Annotated in this window: 13 protein-coding genes; 1 reads left to right on the forward strand and 12 read right to left on the reverse strand. The window is 69.5% G+C overall.

Annotated features, from left to right (window positions below):
- Positions 1-17: 17 nt before the first annotated feature.
- The gene (locus EV647_RS01785; protein WP_133997367.1) at positions 18-962 is read right to left on the reverse strand and encodes a hypothetical protein; all 945 of its coding nucleotides are present in this window, start codon (positions 960-962) and stop codon (positions 18-20) included.
- A 214-nt stretch (positions 963-1,176) separates the two neighbouring features.
- Here EV647_RS01785 and EV647_RS01790 point away from each other — a divergent pair, with 214 nt between their 5' ends.
- Positions 1,177-2,778 carry an MBL fold metallo-hydrolase gene (locus EV647_RS01790; RefSeq protein WP_133997371.1) on the forward strand — a complete coding sequence of 534 codons (1,602 nt, stop codon included), beginning with the start codon at positions 1,177-1,179 and terminating at the stop codon, positions 2,776-2,778.
- On the opposite strand, the gene EV647_RS01795 is transcribed toward EV647_RS01790, so the two are convergent.
- The 11 genes from EV647_RS01795 to EV647_RS01845 are packed head-to-tail and all read right to left on the reverse strand — an operon-like array spanning position 2,757 to position 17,783.
- Complete coding sequence (locus EV647_RS01795; protein ID WP_133997374.1) at positions 2,757-3,449, reverse strand: sugar transferase; 693 nt, start codon at positions 3,447-3,449, stop codon at positions 2,757-2,759. The two genes, EV647_RS01790 and EV647_RS01795, sit on opposite strands and share 22 nt — an antisense overlap.
- Positions 3,450-3,464: 15 nt before the next feature.
- Positions 3,465-4,541: a hypothetical protein gene (locus tag EV647_RS01800; protein WP_133997377.1), complete on the reverse strand. Its 1,077-nt coding sequence runs from the start codon at positions 4,539-4,541 to the stop codon at positions 3,465-3,467.
- A complete protein-coding gene (locus EV647_RS01805; protein ID WP_133997380.1) occupies positions 4,538-5,863 on the reverse strand; it encodes a lipopolysaccharide biosynthesis protein in 1,326 nt (441 codons plus the stop codon). Before EV647_RS01805 ends, EV647_RS01800 begins: the two co-directional genes overlap by 4 nt.
- On the reverse strand, positions 5,860-7,161 hold the full coding sequence (locus EV647_RS01810; RefSeq protein ID WP_133997383.1) for an O-antigen ligase family protein: 1,302 nt from the start codon (positions 7,159-7,161) through the stop codon (positions 5,860-5,862). The genes EV647_RS01805 and EV647_RS01810 overlap by 4 nt, the downstream gene beginning before the upstream one ends.
- A gap of 4 nt (positions 7,162-7,165) precedes the next feature.
- The gene (locus EV647_RS01815; protein WP_133997386.1) at positions 7,166-8,215 is read right to left on the reverse strand and encodes an aminoglycoside phosphotransferase family protein; all 1,050 of its coding nucleotides are present in this window, start codon (positions 8,213-8,215) and stop codon (positions 7,166-7,168) included.
- Positions 8,212-8,646 carry a hypothetical protein gene (locus EV647_RS01820; RefSeq protein WP_133997390.1) on the reverse strand — a complete coding sequence of 145 codons (435 nt, stop codon included), beginning with the start codon at positions 8,644-8,646 and terminating at the stop codon, positions 8,212-8,214. The genes EV647_RS01815 and EV647_RS01820 overlap by 4 nt, the downstream gene beginning before the upstream one ends.
- A complete protein-coding gene (locus EV647_RS01825; protein WP_133997393.1) occupies positions 8,643-9,803 on the reverse strand; it encodes a glycosyltransferase in 1,161 nt (386 codons plus the stop codon). Before EV647_RS01825 ends, EV647_RS01820 begins: the two co-directional genes overlap by 4 nt.
- Positions 9,803-10,804, reverse strand: coding sequence for a hypothetical protein (locus EV647_RS01830; RefSeq protein WP_133997396.1), 1,002 nt, complete (start codon positions 10,802-10,804; stop codon positions 9,803-9,805). Before EV647_RS01830 ends, EV647_RS01825 begins: the two co-directional genes overlap by 1 nt.
- On the reverse strand, positions 10,801-12,057 hold the full coding sequence (locus EV647_RS01835) for a hypothetical protein (protein ID WP_133997399.1): 1,257 nt from the start codon (positions 12,055-12,057) through the stop codon (positions 10,801-10,803). Before EV647_RS01835 ends, EV647_RS01830 begins: the two co-directional genes overlap by 4 nt.
- A 28-nt stretch (positions 12,058-12,085) precedes the next feature.
- Complete coding sequence (locus EV647_RS01840; RefSeq protein WP_166680186.1) at positions 12,086-16,300, reverse strand: right-handed parallel beta-helix repeat-containing protein; 4,215 nt, start codon at positions 16,298-16,300, stop codon at positions 12,086-12,088.
- A gap of 22 nt (positions 16,301-16,322) precedes the next feature.
- Entirely contained in the window at positions 16,323-17,783 is a 1,461-nt protein-coding gene (locus tag EV647_RS01845; protein ID WP_133997405.1) for an RtcB family protein, read from the reverse strand.
- Positions 17,784-17,816: the final 33 nt, after the last annotated feature.

Here is a 17,816-nt window from a genome sequence, read left to right on the forward strand (position 1 = left end):
CACTTGAGCGGATGTGACTACTCGCCGACCAACTGGTCGTAGTGCGTGGTGATCGAGACCGCGTCGACGCCGTTGAACGTGGCGGGGACCTTGCCGTACGAGAGGAAGGCAGTCTTGGAACCGTTCGCCTTGCTCATGCCGTACAGGTAGCCGGACTTCGTGTCGCGGTCCACGCCGACGACCAGCGAACCGCCACGGGTACCGCAGCCGTAGACGACCAGCGACTCGTACGCCGACCAGCCGGAGGAGCGGATCAGCTTCATCACCGGCTTGGCCCCGGCCGCGACCGGGATGTGGGCGGTCCACAGCGCACCGGCGTTGGTGGTCATCAGCAGTGTGTCGTACGTCGCGTTCTCGCTGAGGACGGTCATCGCCTTGAAGCCGCGGAAGCCCGGGATCGGGCCGAGCGCCTTGAAGCCGGCGCCGACCATCGAGTACCGGTACAGGCTGCCGTTGGTGTTCAGGCCGTACAGGTACGCGTGCCGCGGCAGGCCGACGCTGTAGTTCGACGTGGCGATCGACTTGAAGCTGGTCCAGCCCGAACCGACCTTCTTGAAGGTCGCCACCGGCGGCTTGCTGTCCGGAATGTACGTCGTGTGCCGGTACAGGTTCCCGCCCTGCAGCATCAGGCCGTAGAAGTAGAACTGGGTCGCCGCGGCGTTCGCCGCCAGGTACCAGGTCGCGTTGGCGCGGGTCCCGACGAACTTGATCGGGTCGCCGTACGGGTAGACCTTCACGGGGCGGCTGGCCTCGACGTCCACGCCGTCCACCATCCCGGCCGCGCTGGGCGACGCGATCGAGGTCAGGCAAGCGTCGACGGTCGCCGCCTTGGTCGTCGGCGCGGTCTTGGCAGCCCAGGAGTGCGTGCCGTCCGGTGTGGCCGCAGTAGCCGGGGCGGATGCGGCCACAGCCGAAATCAGGCCGACACCGGCCAGAGAGAGCGCAAGGCGCTGCAACTTCATAAGGAGTCCCCCTCCACAAACGTCTCGAAGAGCTCGAGATCGCGCCGACTATAGCCGAGCCTGCGGGTCTCTGACGAGAAAGTTGCAGCTACCTGCAATCGCCTGCGCTCAGGACTCCGGGACCAGACACACCCGCTGACCTGGGCCGGATGGCGTAGTGGTTCTCGTGCGGCGGGGGGATGCCTCGGCCCGGGCGTGCCGGGAGCCTGGTGACATGAGTGAGCCGATGGTCACTGCGCTGGGGCATGCCGGATTGCGGATCGACGGACCAGGGGTCCGGGTGCTTGCCGACCCCTGGTTGTCGCCGGGAGGGGCGTTCCTCGGGTCATGGTTCCAGTTCCCGGACAACGCCCATCTGCTCACGCGCGAGCTCCTGGACGTCGACGTGGTCGTCGTGTCGCACGAGCACCTGGACCACCTCGATCTCGACCTGATCGCCGGCCTCCCCGAGGCCGTGCCGGTCGTGGTTCCGCGCTATCCGTCCACGATCATGCAGCGGCGGCTGCGAGCGATCGGCCGGACGCGGATCGTCGTACTCGACGCCTGGGAGCGCCACGCGCTGAACGACCGGGACTGGCTGACGGTGATTCCCGAGCAGTGCCCGATGAGCCACGACTCCGCCGTACTGTTCAAGATCGGTGACCGCAGTGTGATGCACACCAACGACGCGCGGATCTCACTCAGCCAGACCAGGCGAGCCGTCACCGAGGTCGGCGGTCCGCTCGACGTCATGGGTGTGCAGATGTCCGGTGCGAGCTGGCACCCGGTTCGCTACGAGTACGACGAGGTCGAGCGGGAGCGGATCGCCACGATCAAGCGGATCGGCAAGTTCAAGGCCGTCACCCGCCTGGTCCGGCAGGTCCAGCCCCGGCTGGTGATGCCGTACGCGGGCCCGCCGTGCTTCCTCGACGACGACCTCTTCGAACTGAACAGCGGCCTGCACCCCGGCGGGATCTTTCCCGATCAGGGTGAGGCGGTCGCCTGGCTCGCCGACCGGATCCCGGAGCAGGACGCCGTCTGCCTCCTGCCCGGAGACCGGATACTGCTCGACGACCTGTCCGTCGTTCGCGATCCGCAATGGAACGGCTTCGCGCTGGACGCCGGACCGGCCGAGCGCCGCCGCTACCTGAAGGAGTACGCCGCGCGCCGTCGGCCGGCCGTCGATGCCGCCTGGGCCGCGAATCCCGAGCCGCGGCCGGGACTGGCGAAGCGGTTCAAGGAACATGTGGAGTCGCTCGGGACGCTGTCGGAGTACTTCCTCGCCCGGATCGGCATGACGCTGCGGTTCGAGGTCATGGGCCCGAACGGTGGCCTGTGGGACGCCCACATCGGTCCGGACCGGGTCTGGGTGGATCTCGACGGCGGCAACGGACACGCTGACTATCGGCTGACGCTGGACGGGCGCTGGCTCGACGGTGTGGTGTCCGGCCGGACCCGGTGGGAGGAACTGCTGCTCTCGCTGCGCTTCACCGCACGCCGGCAACCCGATCGCTACAACGACTACCTGGTCGGCCTGCTCAAGCACGCGGACCGCGCGGCGTTGCGAGCGGTCGAGCTGTTCGAGACCGCCCGGGATCCGCAGGAGACGATCGAGATCAATTCCGGTGGCAAGCAACTGTCGGTGAGCCGGTACTGCCCGCACGCGGGCGAGGATCTCGCCGAGACCGGTGTCGTGGTGAACGGCGTACTGCGCTGCCTCGGGCACAACTTCGAGTTCGACCTGGCCAGCGGACAGTGCCTCAACGCCCGCTGCGACCCGATCGTGGTCCGGTCCGCCGACGTGGCCTACGAGGACTACGAGGACGCAGCCGTCTGACCCGCCACCGGCCGCTGCAGATCGGCGAGGCCGACCACGAACAGCGCGGTCACGACGAGGTAGTACAGCGTCCGCCGGAGCGTCGGGCGGTCCAGGTACTCGCGGTCGGCCGCGACACGGAGCGGGACGAGCACCTCGAGATACCAGCGTTCCACGTCGGTCCGGCCGTCCGGAGGTACGGCGGACCGCTCGCGATACCGCAGCTGCGCCGGTCCCGTGAGCCCCGGGCGAGCGAGCAGCACCGGGCGGCAGTCGGCGGGATACCGGGCGGCCAGTACGGCGCTCTCCGGCCGCGGACCGACCAGGGTCATCTGTCCACGGACCACGTGCCACAGTTGCGGTAGCTCGTCGATCGCCGTACGCCGGAGGAAGACGCCCACCCTGGTGATCCGCGGGTCCGCGGCAGCGGTGACTTCGGGGCCAGAGGCAAACATTCGCATGGTGCGGAACTTGTACAGCGAGAACAGCCGGCCGTTCTCACCGACGCGGGCCTGCCGGAAGAACACCGGCCGCCCGCTCGTGCAAAGGACCAACGCGGCGACGACGGCGAGCAGCGGCGAAACCAGCACCAGCAGGAGGCCGCCGACCACGACGTCCAGCAGTCGCCGCACCGGGCCGACTGTCTCGCGGGAGGCTGCGTGCCGTCCTGGCACTCGGATACTCGATGCCATTGCTTCTCCTCTCGACTAACCCGTGCCGGCGGCGACGAAGACCGCCGTGAACGCCTCGGCGGCACGATCGCACTCGCGGCCGAATCCGGCTGAGTCCGTGGGCAGCGACGAAGGCGTCATGTGGGTGAGCAACTGAACGCCGTCCTGCTTGCGCCGGACCAGCGCTGTCCACAAGGTGTTCCCGCCCAGGTCTGGAGCGAGGAGGCTGACCACCTGTCCCTGATAACGCTGCCGCCAGGTCCAGACGTCGACCGCCTTCGCGCCCGCGCCGACCGGGACATCGATGTACGTGCTCGCGTCGGACGCTGCCTGATCGGCCGACCCTTGATAGCCGTTGGCCGCGGCAAGCGCCTTGCGGGCCTGCAGGACGGTCAGCGAACCCCATCCCTGTGCCACCACGCGCTTCCACGCGGCGGACTGCGCATCCCGCCGGTCGGTCCCCCACTTGGCATAGATGTCGTCCTCCAGCAGACCGGTGCTGAGATCCAGATGGTCGATCAGCCCCGCGTGCAGGTAACTCTCGACGGCGGCAGCTGTTGCTGCCGGATACTTCCTCCGGACTCGTTGCGCACACGACTCCTGGTTGGCACCTCGCCAGGGCAGGCAGCCGAGCTCCGGCACTACGGCGTCGACGAGAATTTGTTTGCCGGGGGCAACCTCGGCGAGCCGGCTCCGGGCCTGGCCGAGGAAGTCGGTGGCCTGCGCCATCGAGGTCAGTCCGTCCCCGTAGCCGATCTCGTCGGAAACCTTGAACCCGACGGTTCCCGGCACTTTCGCCAGCTCGCTCAGGCGTGCGACGGCCTGGTCGAAGGCGGCCGGGCCCTCGAGCCAGCGAGCGACGAGATCGGTCTCCCACCACACCGCCACCCCGCGTCGATGCAGTGCGCCGGCGAGAGCGACGTACCGATCACCTGCCAGATCCGGACCGGCGGCGGTTGTGGTCGATCCGGCGGCCGGCCGGCTCGGCGGGGGCGTAGGAGTCACCGAGCTTCCGGTGCCGGCGGACCGCGCCGCCGGATCGGGCTCCGTCTTGGCACCGGAACATCCAGCGACAACCATCAGCCCGGCCATCACCAGGGCCACTGTCCTCATGGCGTGACCTCACCGATCGCGACCGAAGCCCGGCCTTGCGCCGGCGGCCGGCTGAGGCGCAGCAGCAGACCGATCAGCAACGCGTCGGTGGACAGGTACGCCGCCGTGGACGCGACCGCGGCACCGAGCGCACCGAAACGTGGGATGAGCGAGATGTCGAGGACAACGGTGATCGCCAGCCCGACACCGAGGACGAGTGAGTTCAGCCCGGGTGTGCCCCGGCCGTAGAGGTACGCACTGGCCACTCCGGACGCGCCGGCCAGGACCATTCCGGCGACGAGGACGCGGGCAGGTGTCACGGCCGGCCCGAACGAGGCGCCGTACAGGATCCGCAGTACGGGCGACGCGAGCAGCGCGACCGGGATCGCGGCGGCAGCGATGCCGATCAGCGCCGGCCCGACCATCCGCCTGGCCACCCGAGCCGCCTCGGCCTGATCGATCTTGGCCAGACGTGGATAGAAGACCCAGGTCAACGCCGTCCCGGGCAGCCGCAGCAGTTCGGCGTACTTCGAGGCAACCGCGTAGCCACCGAGGACTGCGGGACCGGCCATCGCACCCAGGATCGCGACGTCCAGCCGGAGGTTGAGCAACGTGATGAGCCCACCCACCTGACCCCGCAGTCCGTACGACGCCACCCGCCGGCCGAGCTGCCTGTCCGGCCTGCCCCACCAGCCGAACGCGCCGCCGGCCAGACCGAGCCGACGCCAACCGAGGCGGCGGCTGACCCGGCGCCAGGCGTCGACCGCGACGACCAGATCGGCGAGGCCGAGCCCGACGACGACAGCCGCGATCCCGTGGATTCCCGCGGCCAACGGCACCAGGAAGCAGGGCAGGAACGCGAGCTCCTCCGCGGCGATGACCAGGTCGCCACCCCGCCGGTCCTCCAGTCCCTGGAGCGCGGTCTTGCCGAGGGTCAGGACCAGCTGGGACGCGACGGTCGCGCCCGCGGCCGCGATCAGCCACGGCGGCTCGTCGGGAAAGAAGACCTTGGCGATCACTGGAGAGGCAGCAACCCACAAGGCCGTACCGAGAATGGCGCCGGCGCCGCCGATCGCCATCAGCGTCGGCCACAGCCGGGGTAGTCCGCGGCGCGGCTCGGCGAGGAAGAACGCCAGCGCACCAGGCAGTCCCAGCACGCACAGCACGCCGACCAGGCCTGGCAGCATCCGGAGCAGGGCATACTCACCGACCTCGGCCGGGCCGCCGATCCGGGCGACCAGGACGGTGGCCAGCGTCAGTCCCAGAATCGCGAGCAGCCGGGCCGAACAGTTCGCGAGCACGGTCCGGACAGGCCCACCCGAGCGCAGCGTCGACCGGATCATGAGGACTCTTCCCGCTGGTCGTGCATCGCCAGCACCAAGGCGGCGACGAGACCCAGCCAGGTCCACAGATGCCGGAAGTGGAGCACTTCGTAGAAACCTCCCGCGGTCGCCATCACCGGGCCGATGACGGCGAGCAGCCACGGTCTGGGCACGAGTTCGGCGTACGCCTTCGGCAGGTTGCCGACCACGAGCCGCAGACAGCGGACGAAGACGGCCACACCGAGCAGCAGCAGGCCGATCGCGCCGATCAGGCCGCGCTCGAGCAGTGTCGCAAGATAGTCGTTGTGCGCCTCTTTCACGTACGGCGCCTGGGTCGCGGCGAGCGTGGCCTTCGTCCGGGCCGGACCGAAGCCGGCCGCATCACCCTCGAGGAACAGGCTCGTGCCCTCCCGGACGATCGTTGCCCGTTCACCGCTGGAGTTCGCACTGCGCCCGAACGAGTCCCGCAGCAGCGGCACGCTGCCCGCGGCCCGCTCGCGGATCTGGCCCAGGTCGACCCGAGGCATCACGAACCCGGCCATCAGCCCGCCGACCAGAGCAGCGATCGCGAGCGTCGCGACTCCGGCGACCGCGCCCTGACGGCGATACCTGGTCACCGCGAAGGCGAAGACGAGTCCCACCAGCAGCGTGAGCATCGCCCCGTTCGAACCGGTGAAGCCGATCGCCATCAGCACCAGGACGTAGGCGATCCGGCGGACGCCGGGGGACCGGGGATGCCGGCACGCGGCCATCAGGAACAACGAGACGACGAGATAGTTGCCGGCCAGGTTCGGGTCGCCGAACGTGTACGACGCCCGGACGCCGTCCTTCGCCGAGACACCGGTCAGTGCGTTGATGCCCACCAGATAAGCGATGGCCATCACGCCGGAGTAGATGGCGGCCGTGCGGCACCAGGCCATGGTGACCGCGCCGACGATCGCGGGATTGTGCCGGCCGAGCGCCAGTGACGCGCTCCAGGCCAGCAGCAGGACGTCCTGGGCCAGCACGAGGCCGACGCCCAACGGCGCAGCTGACACGAACGCTGCGAATGCCCCGCCGAGGATCAGTCCGCCGACTCCCACGAGATAGGGCAGCTTGATCGGAAGGTGTGCGCGAGCGACCCAGAGGACGGCGAGCACGATGCTGAGCACGATTCCGACATCCGCGGCCGCGGTGTTCGCCGGCCCGGCCGGTACCAGGAACGGCAACAGGCAGGTCGTCAGTCCCATCACGGCCGCGACTACGTCGCCCCGGGGGCGGGCAGACCAGCCGACGATGCCGCCGGGCTGAGTGGGAGCAGTGGGAGCCGTCGTCGTCATGGAGTCAGCTCCGTCGCAGTTCGTCGGCGAGCGGCCGGTACGGAAGTTCGGCCAGCAGCGCGAGGTGATGCTCGGCGAACTCGTCGTCGTTCGCGCCCGCCGCGATCTCGCCCAGTCCCGCGAGGGCAGCGCCGTACCAGAGTTCGGCCGGCAGCCCGAGGCTGTCGATCCCGGTGCGCAGCGAGAGCCGGACCAGATCCGGCAACCAGCCTGCTTCCAGGAGGCCGTACCTGATCCCGCCGCCGAAGCCCCGGCGGCGCAGACCGCGATGCCCGCGCACCGCGCGGCCCTCGCGCGTATGGCGGTCGAGATACAGGCAGTAGGTCAGCGCGAACCGGACCAGGTCGCGCAACGGCCAGCCCCGGCGTACGCCGCTCTCCCAGTCGACAACCCCGGAGATCCGGCCCTCGTCGACCAGGAGATTCCCGAACCAGTAGTCGCCGTGAACCATGGTCCGTGCCACCCGCTGACGCCGCAGCTGCCGGTCCGCTGCAGCCAGTCTCACCTGGGCTGCCTCGAGGCGGGGATTGCCCGCCCACCGGTCGCGCACAGCGGCCGCGACCTCCGCGGCCCAGGTGATCCGGGAAGGTTCGCCGGCGGTCGCCGACTGGAACCGCTGGAGCCAGTCTCCGGCCAGGGCGAAGTCCGTCGCCACCGCGCGCCGCCGGGCGGTATGCATCCAGCGGTGGTACGCCACACTCATCGGCGTTCCCCGCAGAACCGTCGTCACGACGGCGGGCAGTCCGTCGCTGTCGAGAGTGTGGAGGTAGCGGGGAACGGTCCGCTCGAGGTCGCCCAGATCCGCCTCGAGCAACGCGAGCAGCATCCGGATCTCCCGGTTGATCGCGCCGGCCGCCGCCACGGTGACCGGAATCTTGATCGCCGCCGGGCCGGCCGGGCCGTCCACGTAGTTGCCCGCGGGCGGCGTCACGATGAACGTTCGCTTCGCGTCCGGGTCGCGCGACGTGGCGATCAGGATGCCGCGACTCCCGGGCGCGAAGAGCAGGTCGTGGACAGATCCGGCACGTGGCAGGAACTGCGTGGTCTCGCTCATGGTCGCCGCCCGACGACGACCCGACCCGGTGCCGCCGCACCGGTCAGACGCCAAGGCAGCAGCCGGACCAGACCGAGCAGGGCGGACGCGGGCAGGGCGGTGACGGCCACCCCCGGCGGCACCGTCGCCACCGCGGTCCAGAAGTGCCGGATCGCCTCCGCCGTGTCGTCGATCACCACCATCGGGCGCTCGATGCTCGGCAGTACGACGAACTCTCGCTCGACTACGACTCCGAGCTCGCGGGCCGTCTTCCGGAGCCGTCGCCGGCTGAAGAGCCGTTGATCCACCAGCACGACAGGCAACTCGCCGGACGCGAGCCCCGCCCTCACCGGATCTGTCCGGACGTCGATCGTCACCGTGCCCGGCGGGCACAACAGCAGCCACGGCGATCCCGGCCGCGCGACCCGGCCGACAGACTTCGCGCTGGTCACGAGGTCACCAATCCGAGGACGCGGTGCGCGGAGTACACCTGGTCGAGCACGGCGCCCAGGCTTTCCGCATCGAACGTACTGCCCGCCGCGACCCGGCCTGCGTCGGCCAGCCGATCGGCCTTCGCCCGGTCGTCGAGGAGATCGTCGATCGCCTCGGCCAGCAGTCCCGGCCGCCCTGGCGGAACCAGAACGCCGGTCTCCCCCGGGACGACCAGGTCCGGCACGGAGTTGACGGCGGTCGCGACGACCGGAATGCCGCAGCGCATCGCCTCGACAACGGCACAGGGAAGGCCCTCGTAGCGGCTGGCCATCGCGAAGACGTCGAACGCCGGCAGGAGCTGTGGGACATCGGATCGTTCGCCCAGGAAGACGAAGCGGTCAGTGAGGCCGGCACGCCGTACCAGTGCGGCCGCTTCCCGGTCTCCGGGACCGGACCCGACCCAGACAGCCGTCGCAGCGGTGTGCCGGAGGCCGGCCACCGCGGCGATCAGGTGTTCCGGTGCCTTCTGGTAATCGATCCGGCCGACCGTGCCGATCAGCGCGATGCCGTCGGCGATCCCCAGCTCGGCCCGGGCGGCCGCCCTCGACTCGGCGGTGCGCGGGACCGTGACCGCCTCCACCACGGGAGCGACAGTGCGCAGATTGGACGGCTTGGCCAGTCCACGCCGCAAGGCCTCCGTGGCAACCCCGCTGCCGATCGCCAGCACGCTGTCAGTGATACCGGCCAACCGCCGCTCGATCGCCACGTACGCCGCTCTCCGCAACGGATTCTGGAACTCGTGGAACGGGAACCCGTGGTACGTGTGCACGATGCGCGGAACCGAGGCCCGGTGAGCCGCCAGCCGCCCCAGCGCGCCGGCCTTCGCACTGTGCGTGTGCACCACGTCGTACCTGCCCTCGCGGCACAGCTCGGTGAGCCGGCGCAACGCGCGCCGATCGTCTCGCGGTGACAGCGGTGAGACCAACGACGGTTCGATCACCACCCGCATCCCCGCGGCCTCGGCCCGATCGGTGAGCGGACCGCCCTGCCCGGTGATGATGGTGACCCGGTAGCGATCGGGATCAAGGCAGAGCGCACCTCGCAAGGCCACGCCACCCGCACCCGCGATGAACCTCGTGACGATCTGGGCGACCTCGATCCGTCCCTCGGGGGCCATCAGCCGGCCCTCCCGGTACGAACCGCGGCCAGCGGTTGCCTGAGCAGTTCTGTCAGCCCGGCTCCCGGTTCGCGTGCAAGTCGCACCTCCACGCAGGGCAGCCGATCGGCCAGGCCTGCGGCCACTCGCTCAATCGGTGGATGAACCGGACCACAGCCGGTCGCCGAGGCAAGAACGGCGGCGAGCGGCCAGAATCGCCGGAGCTCACCGGCGGCGTAGGTGCCCGCAACGATCCGCCGAGCCGCCTCCGTCGCGTCCAGCTGTCGCAGCTGAGGCTCGGCCTGCGTTCCGCGCCGAAGCACCACAACCAGCTCAGGTGGAAGCGAGCGCACCCGATGCGGCCAGGCCTGCTCGCGCCGGCCGTGGAACGATCGTCGGCCGTCACCGGTCAGCAGCCGCAACGGTTCGGCCACACCGTACGCCGTTTCTCCGTCGCAGACGGCGAGGTTGTCGCAGCTCGCTCGTGCCCCGTCGGCCAGCGCACGCGCCACCAATGTCGACTTGCCGACGCCACCCGGCCCGGCCAGGAGAACCGCGACGCCGCCTACCTCGACCATCGACACGTGCAGGGGTACGAGGCGGCGCTGCAGTGCGAACCAGAGCGCCGGATAGTGCAGCAGGACCTGGCTGCTCAACGCACGATGCCTCGCCGGGAGCAGTCGTGCCGCGGCCGACGCCTGGGAGGACGGACGCCAACGACTGGCGACTCGCAGGCCGTCCACGTCGATCGACCACCGCTGATCGAATCCGGAGCCGCCGATGCTCTCCAGGACCACTTCGCCGCTGTCGCTCGCCCAGACGCCCCTGGTGACGAGCTCGAACCCGTGGACGTTGAACGGTCGCCGGTCGGACTCGATCGCCAGCACGACATTGGGCTGCTCGGTCGTCAAGATGCCCGTGCGCTCCGGACCACCGGCCGACTCGACCACAGACCGTACGACGGCGTCCGAACCGTGCAGGGCCACACACTGTCCGGCGGTGTGCACCAGAGCCGTGGTCACGCCAACCTGCCGAACCGGCGCCGGGCCGGGCCGTGGACGATGCCCAGCACCGGCCACCGGACAGCCTTCAGCACGTCGTCGAGATCATCGAGACTTCGCAACAACACGGTCCCGCCAGACACCACGACCACGCCCGCCGTCATCTCGTCCTGTGGCGTCACAGCGGAGAGTCCGGTGAAGCGGACGTCGGAGAAGCCCGCCAGGTCCGGAACGTCGACGTCGTACGGCGGTTCGTCCGCTGCGCGGCCGGCCGGGGTGTTCGCTTCCTTTCTCAGCTTGGGTCGCGGGGACGAGTGTCCCGACAGGGCGAACAGCAGTGTGCTGACAGTCTCGGCATCGCCGTCGTCGGCACCCATCAGGACGACGGCGTCCACGCCCTGACGGCGTGCGGCCAGCGCCATCGTGTTGCGCAGCGATCCGATGTGCTCGGTCGACTTGCCGAGAACGGGTGCCTGCAGCAGGCGAGCGAGCGCCCGGATGCTGTTCACCCGCGGGCGGAACGTCTCGAGGATGGTCGCCGCGGTCAGCCCGAGGACCAGGCCGAGCAACAGGGCGAGCGCCAGTTGCGGAAGCATCGAGGTGTGGACCTGGCGGATGTCCGGCTTGTTTCCGACCAGCACGACCTGATCCCTCGTCGCCTCGTCGGCCACCAGCGTCGCCCGCTGGCTGCTCAGTTGGGACACCAGCAGGTTCGCCGACTGGATCTGGACCTGCAGATCCTGTCGTGCGGTCACATCGGCGATGCCCTTCAGCTGGGCGACCAGCTGGTTGCGCTGAATCGTCGCGTCTGTGATCTGGTCGGCCAGATCGGCCAGCGTGTCCCTGAACGCCGCCTGGTCGCCCTGATTCATGAACATCACGACGCGGGCAGCCAGCTCGGAGGCGATCGGACCCGCAGCCAGCGGATCGTCGTCGGAGACACTCAGCTCGACGATCGGCGACTCTCCGAGCCGCTGCGCCGTCACGTTGGTCGCGGCGAACTCCTGGACGTCGCGAGGCGCGCCGGCCGCCCCGAGCGCCGCACCGAGCAGACTCGGCGTCGTCGCGAGCGCCAACACCCGGCTGCTCATCCCCTCGGCCTCGGTCGCCGACTTCGGCGCACCCGAGATCACCTGCAGCCGGAGCGAGGCGATGGTCGGGTCGGGCCGGTCCACGGCCAGCGCCGCCGCCACCGCGACCGGTAGCAGCATGCATACCAGGATGGCCCCCAGGTGGGCCCGCACGATCCGGCGGAACATCTCTTCGATCGTCATCGTCGCGCCCTTCGTCCGTTCCTCTGCCTCATGGCGTGACCTGAACCGTCTTGGAGGCGGACGCGGACGACCCGATCGTGTCCGCAACCGTCACGCGGACCACATAGGTCCCGGTCGCGGTGTAGCTGCAGGTCGTGGTCGGACCGGCCTGCGGCGGCTTGACGGCGCCGCTGCCACAGTCGAACGTGTAGGTCACGATCGGCGTCTTGTCGGGGTCGGTCGACTTGGAGGCGTCGACCTGGACGGCCTGCTTCACCTTGATCGAGGACCTGTTCAGCGTCAGCACCGCGGTCGGCGGCACATCGGCGAGGATGCTGACCTGGGCAGTCGTCCGGCTGGTCAGCCCACCGGTGTCGGTGACCGTCACCGCCGCGGTGAACGTGCCGGCGCTCTGGTAGTTGCAGGTTGCCTTGGCTGTCGTGAGCGCACCGGCCGCCTGCCCGTTGCCACAGTCGAACACGTAGCTGACCAGCGGCCTGCCGTCGGCATCGGACGACGTGGACGCGTCCAGCACGACCTGCTGCGGAACGTAGGCCTGCACGGGCGTAGCGGTCAGCCGTGCTGTTGGTACGCCGTTGGGCTGTACGACGATCGGCGCATTCGTCCAGGTGTCGCTCAACCCGGCCGTGTCGGTCACGGTGAGCGTCGGGGTGAAGGAACCCGCGCTGGGATACGAACAGGTCCCACTCGCCTGGGCGATCGTCGTACCGTTGCCGCAGGCAATCAGGTACGACGTGATCGGCGCACCCAGACCGACACTGGTGGAGCCGTCCACGCGCACGTCCATCGGCGCGAAGCCACCGGCCGGCGACGCGGTTGCGCGAGCGACCGGACCGACGTATTCGTAGGCTCCCAGGTCCGCGTAGGCGGTGGGGCCGACGCCGGTGTTCGCAACCGCGGGATCGTCGACCGGCAGCACGCCGTCGCGGTCGCGGTCGGTCGAACCGGTGGTCGCCGTGTCGGCTGCGTCGATCGCCGGGGACGCACCGGTCAGATGCAGGTCGCGGGCGGTGAGGCCGGCGAACCGCGGGTCGGCGGCCTTGCCGGACGGCTCCTGGCCGCTGGCGGTCTGGTAGGCGGCCAGTGTGGTGTAGGGCTGCGACGCCCACTCGAACAGCGGGCCGCCGTTGCTCTTGTGGACCAGGTCGCGGTCCAGCGTCGTACCCGCGGCGGAACTCTCGTCGACCCGGATCTCACCGATCGTGCGGGTGCTGCCGACGGCGTTGTCCGTCGTCACGTTGTTCCGGCTGGTCGCGCCGCTGGAGCCGCCTTCGAAGTTGATCCCGGCGGTGGCGTTGCCGACCACGGTGTTGCCGACCACGATCGACCCAGGCGCGGAGAAGTCGTCGATACCGTGGTCGCCGTTGTCGTATGCGATGTTGCGCCGGATGATCGTCCCGGTGGCGCCGGTGTACGCCTCGATCCCGGAGTCGTCGTTGCCGTAGACCAGGTTCTGTTCCACGACGGTCTGCCGGCTCGAGAGGCTGACGTCGATGCCGGTCGCGATCCGGGAGGCGAGCCGCTTGTTCCGGTAACTGGTCACACCGGCCACCGTGACCCGGGCGCCGCCTTGCACGCTGACGCCGTGGAAGTTGTTGTCGTGGGTGGCCGAGGCCCGGACCTCACTGTCGGTGGAGCCGGCGAACCGGACGCCGATCGACAGGTTGGCCGACGCCTGGATGCCACTCAGCGCGACGTGGTCCGACCCGTCGACGGTCACGCCCTGCGCGCCTGCCTGCCCGGTGTCGATGGTGCCGAGCGACACTCGCTGGACCCGGTCGAAGTACACGCCGCTCAGGTTGGTCTGCCGGACCGTCAAGCCCGTGACGTTCACGTCGGTGACCTGGCGGAGCAGCAGACCGAAACTCCGGGCGCCCGCGGCGACGGTGTGGCCGGAGGCGGGGTTGGCTCCGCCGGTGTCGACGTAGAGCGTGGCCGTCGGAGTGTCGTAGTACCAGCTGTTCGCGCTCGTCGTCGTACTGCTGGTGGCCTTGGGCAACGATTGTCCGTCGAGGAAGACCTGGCTCGGGACCGGCGTGAACGCGTGCTTCCATGCGGTCGTCGAGGTCGCTGTCCAGCCGGCCGCGTCGGAGACGTCGTCGGAGCCGACGATCACCGCCGACGGGGAGGTCGCGCGCAGCGTGATCGGCGCACCAGGCTCGCCACTGGCAGTGAGCAGTACCTGCTCGCGGTACTGACCGGCTCCGACCAGCGTAGTGTCCCCGGCCAGCATCTTCTTTGCGGCCGCACTGATTGTGCAGAACGGGGCGGCGACCGTGCCTGGGCCGGTGTCGCTGCAGGACGGGTTGGTCTGCTCGACCGAGTACGTCTGCACCGTTCGGTTGCTGACGACTTCCTGCCCGCTCGCGATGTCGGTCAGTCCGGCGGCGTCGGTGACTGTCACCGTGATGGTGTACGTGCCGGTCGCGGTGTACTTGTGCGTCGCGGTGGCGGCCGGCTGCGGACCGACGACCGTGCCGTCGCCGAAGTCGAAGGTGTACGACGTGATGCCGTTCAGATCGGCGTCGCTCGAACCACTCGCGTCGACGGTCACCGGGGGCGACGGCGGCATGTTCACCGCCGCCGGGTCGACCACTGCCGTGGCGTGTGGCGGGTAGTTGGTGACACCGGCTACCGGCTGGAATTCCAGCGCCCCTCGGTCGGCGTACGCCGGGCTGCCGCTGCCCGAGTCAGGCACGATCGGGTCGTCGGCGAGCGGGTTGCCGGCCTGGTCGGCCGACGCGAACCCGGTGACCCCGGCGTTGGCCGAGTCGACGGCCGCCGAGCCACCGGTCAGCCGGAAGTCGGCGGATCCCGCGCCGGCGAAGTCCGGATCCACCAATTGCCCGTGGCTCTCCTGGCCGGTCGCGGTCGCGAACGCGGCCAGCGTCTTGTAGATCGTGCCGTTGACCTTGGTCGACGACGCGGTGGCGTGGTTGTACGCCGTGTCGTAGTCACCGGTGAAGCCGGAGTACGACCCGGCGTCGACGTACAGGTCGTACTCGGTCGCCGTCGTCCCGTTGTCGACCAGCAGGTTGTTGGCGATGGTCGCTCCGGTCGAGTTGCCCTCGATCGAGAGGCCGTCGCGCCGGTTCCCGTACGACGTGTTGTTCAGGTACCGCACACCGGTCGAAGCCAGCGTGTCGAGGCCGTGGTCGCCGTTGCCGTAGGAGATGTTGCGGGCCACCAGTGCGCGGTGGCTGGAGCTGTAGACCTGGATCCCACTGTCCTGGTTCTGGTAGGTGACGTTGCCGGTGATCGTGTTGTCCGGCGAACTGGTGTTCACGTCGATACCGACCGAGGTGGCGTTCGGGTTGACAGAGGTGTTCGCGTACGTCGTGTTGCCGGTGATCAGGTTGTTCGTCGAAGTGGACAGACCGATCCCGTGCAGACCGTTGTGGTGACTGGCGGATGCCGTGACAATGACACCGCTGGACGCGGACAGCCGGATGCCGGTGGACAGCGAGTCGTCGACAGCCGCCGCCCGGATCGTGATCGAGCTGTTCGGGCAGGTATCGACGAGGATGCCGTTGCTCGCGGACTGCGACGCCGTCACGTGGTCCACGGTGATCGCGGACGACGACAGCAGGCGGACACCGGCGAAGTTCTGTCCGCCGAACTGAAGGTTGCTGATGACAACGTTTTGACGGCTGGTGGTGGTGACGCCGAACGACTGCGCGCCGGCCTCGATCTGGTGACCGTCGCCCGGGTTGGTCCCGCCTGCGTCGACGTACAAGACCTTGGCGGTGGCGTCGTAGTACCAGCTGTTCGCTGTGGTCGTGGCGGCAGACGCTGCCGCGGCCAGACGCCGGCCGTCGAGGAACACCTGGCGCGGAGGCGACGGCGGCGCGTACGGCGAGCTCCAGGCGGTCGTACTCGTCGCGGTCCAGAGGGCCGCACCGCCGAGAGCTCGGGTCCCGAGGACGACCACACCCGGACCGTCACCCGTCACGGTGATCGGATCCGTCGCCGTACCCGAGGCACCGACGGTGATCTGCTCGCGATACGTGCCGGGAGAGATGTGCACGGTGTCACCGGGCAGGACGGCCTTCTTGGTGCCCTGGGCAATCGTGCAGAACGGTGCGGCTTGCGTCCCAGCGCCCACATCACTGCAGGCGACTGTGTTGTTGACCCAGTAGCCGGTGCCGGCCGCCATCGCGGGACCGCCGGTGGCCACCAGGGCCAGGGACGCGGTCACGGTCATCACCGTTCCGGCTGCCAGGTTCCGTAGCCGCTGCCTCATGAACTCTCCCGTGTTCGGACCATCAGTGCAGAACTGCGATGGGTCGCATCCGCGCGACCGGCTTGACCAGGCCATTACGGACCAGGACATCCAGTGCCGCGTTCACACCGCGGTCGTCGAAGTGATGGGCGTCGGTGGGCGCGCCGTCGTCGTAGCGGTACCGGCGCGTCTTCCGCTTCAGCGGGTCGTCGCCGGAGACGCCGCGAGCCACCAGATCCGACACGACGGTGCCGGCGCCGTGACAGGCGGAGTACAGGCTGGTGGCCGCATCGTCGCCGGCCACCGCGAGGTAGCTGGACGTGCGATGCGTACCGGGCAGCAGGACGGCTTGCCCGGTGTCCGCGAAGGTGGTGCCTGCCCGCATCATCGAAGCCGGGAAGGCCCTGCACGAGTTGTGCCGGTGGACGACGCCCATCCGGTCGCCGACCGGCTCCTCGTAGATGCTGTTGTGCGGCGAGTCCACGACCAGCCGTCCGGTCGCGCCGCCGAACGAGTCGGCCGCGATCCGGCGCAGTGCGGCATACGTCGCCGTACGGAAGGCGAAGCCGTAGTTCATCGCGGCCGCGGTCGCGAGCATCAGTCGTTGGCCTTCGTCACTGGACAGCGCGAGCGGTGTGCAGCCTGCGGTGAAGTACAGGCCGAGCCGTGCCCTGAGCTGAGCGAAGGACCGCGCTGTGCGCAGGTGGAACCAGGGCTTCAGGGCGGCGTTCACGGCCTTGATCTGGGCCGGGTAGTCCTGGCGCCGGAAGAACAGGCGGCCGATCTCACCGGTGAACACACCACCGCCGCCGTGGTACTGGATCGTCAGCTGTCCCTCGGTCACGCCGAGCTTGCCGGCACGCTCGGGATCGAGGATCTCCTCGACCCGCTGCAGTTCGACGAAATGGTTGGAGGGCCCAACGGTGCCGAAGCGGTAGCGGGCCAGCTGGAACGCGAGCGCCGGGAGTTCCGACCGGATCCGGTCGACACCGCCGTACCGCTCGAGGTCGATCCGGCCGCCCTCCTCGATCCGTTCGAGGTCGTCGGCCGGCGCGTCCCAGCGGTCCACGCTGAACTCGGAACCGTCCCGGACCGCCTTCACCACTTCCTGGCGGCTCAGCTCGGCCGTGCCGCGGGTGGGATACGGGTAGCGCTCGCGCACCGCACGCATGAACACGTCCACGGCCTTGTCGTCCGGCATCTCCGAGTCCACGGCGATCAGCGCCATTCCGCAGTTCACCGACGAACTGGTCAGCTCCGGCCGGATCGTGCCATTGGTCGCAACCGCGACACTCGAAGGCAGCTCCATCTTCGACTTGTGGTGGAAGTCCGGCAGAACGACCGCCGGAGCGGCCAGGTCCGCGCCCTCGACGCGGTGACCGAGCGACGCGAGCGTCTCCGGGTCGGCCGGCAGCAGGGAGCTGTCGTCGAAGACCGTCGGGGGGTGTTGACGGTTTCCGTCGAGGACGCGGACGTCCAGTGGTGGCCTGGCCTCAGTGCTCATGCTCTACTCGCAGTCGTCGTCGTGGAGGTGCGG

Origin of the sequence: Kribbella sp. VKM Ac-2566 (assembly GCF_004366005.1) — a bacterium.
Classification (GTDB): domain Bacteria; phylum Actinomycetota; class Actinomycetes; order Propionibacteriales; family Kribbellaceae; genus Kribbella; species Kribbella pratensis.

Excerpts from the sequence above, each read along its gene's own strand:
- EV647_RS01785 (WP_133997367.1), bottom strand. The coding sequence starts at position 962 with ATGAAGTTGCAGCGCCTTGCGCTCTCTCTGGCCGGTGTCGGCCTGATT.
- EV647_RS01790 (WP_133997371.1), top strand. The coding sequence starts at position 1,177 with ATGAGTGAGCCGATGGTCACTGCGCTGGGGCATGCCGGATTGCGGATC.
- EV647_RS01795 (WP_133997374.1), bottom strand. The coding sequence starts at position 3,449 with ATGGCATCGAGTATCCGAGTGCCAGGACGGCACGCAGCCTCCCGCGAG.
- EV647_RS01800 (WP_133997377.1), bottom strand. The coding sequence starts at position 4,541 with ATGAGGACAGTGGCCCTGGTGATGGCCGGGCTGATGGTTGTCGCTGGA.
- EV647_RS01805 (WP_133997380.1), bottom strand. The coding sequence starts at position 5,863 with ATGATCCGGTCGACGCTGCGCTCGGGTGGGCCTGTCCGGACCGTGCTC.
- EV647_RS01810 (WP_133997383.1), bottom strand. The coding sequence starts at position 7,161 with ATGACGACGACGGCTCCCACTGCTCCCACTCAGCCCGGCGGCATCGTC.
- EV647_RS01815 (WP_133997386.1), bottom strand. The coding sequence starts at position 8,215 with ATGAGCGAGACCACGCAGTTCCTGCCACGTGCCGGATCTGTCCACGAC.
- EV647_RS01825 (WP_133997393.1), bottom strand. The coding sequence starts at position 9,803 with ATGGCCCCCGAGGGACGGATCGAGGTCGCCCAGATCGTCACGAGGTTC.
- EV647_RS01835 (WP_133997399.1), bottom strand. The coding sequence starts at position 12,057 with ATGACGATCGAAGAGATGTTCCGCCGGATCGTGCGGGCCCACCTGGGG.
- EV647_RS01840 (WP_166680186.1), bottom strand. The coding sequence starts at position 16,300 with ATGAGGCAGCGGCTACGGAACCTGGCAGCCGGAACGGTGATGACCGTG.
- EV647_RS01845 (WP_133997405.1), bottom strand. The coding sequence starts at position 17,783 with ATGAGCACTGAGGCCAGGCCACCACTGGACGTCCGCGTCCTCGACGGA.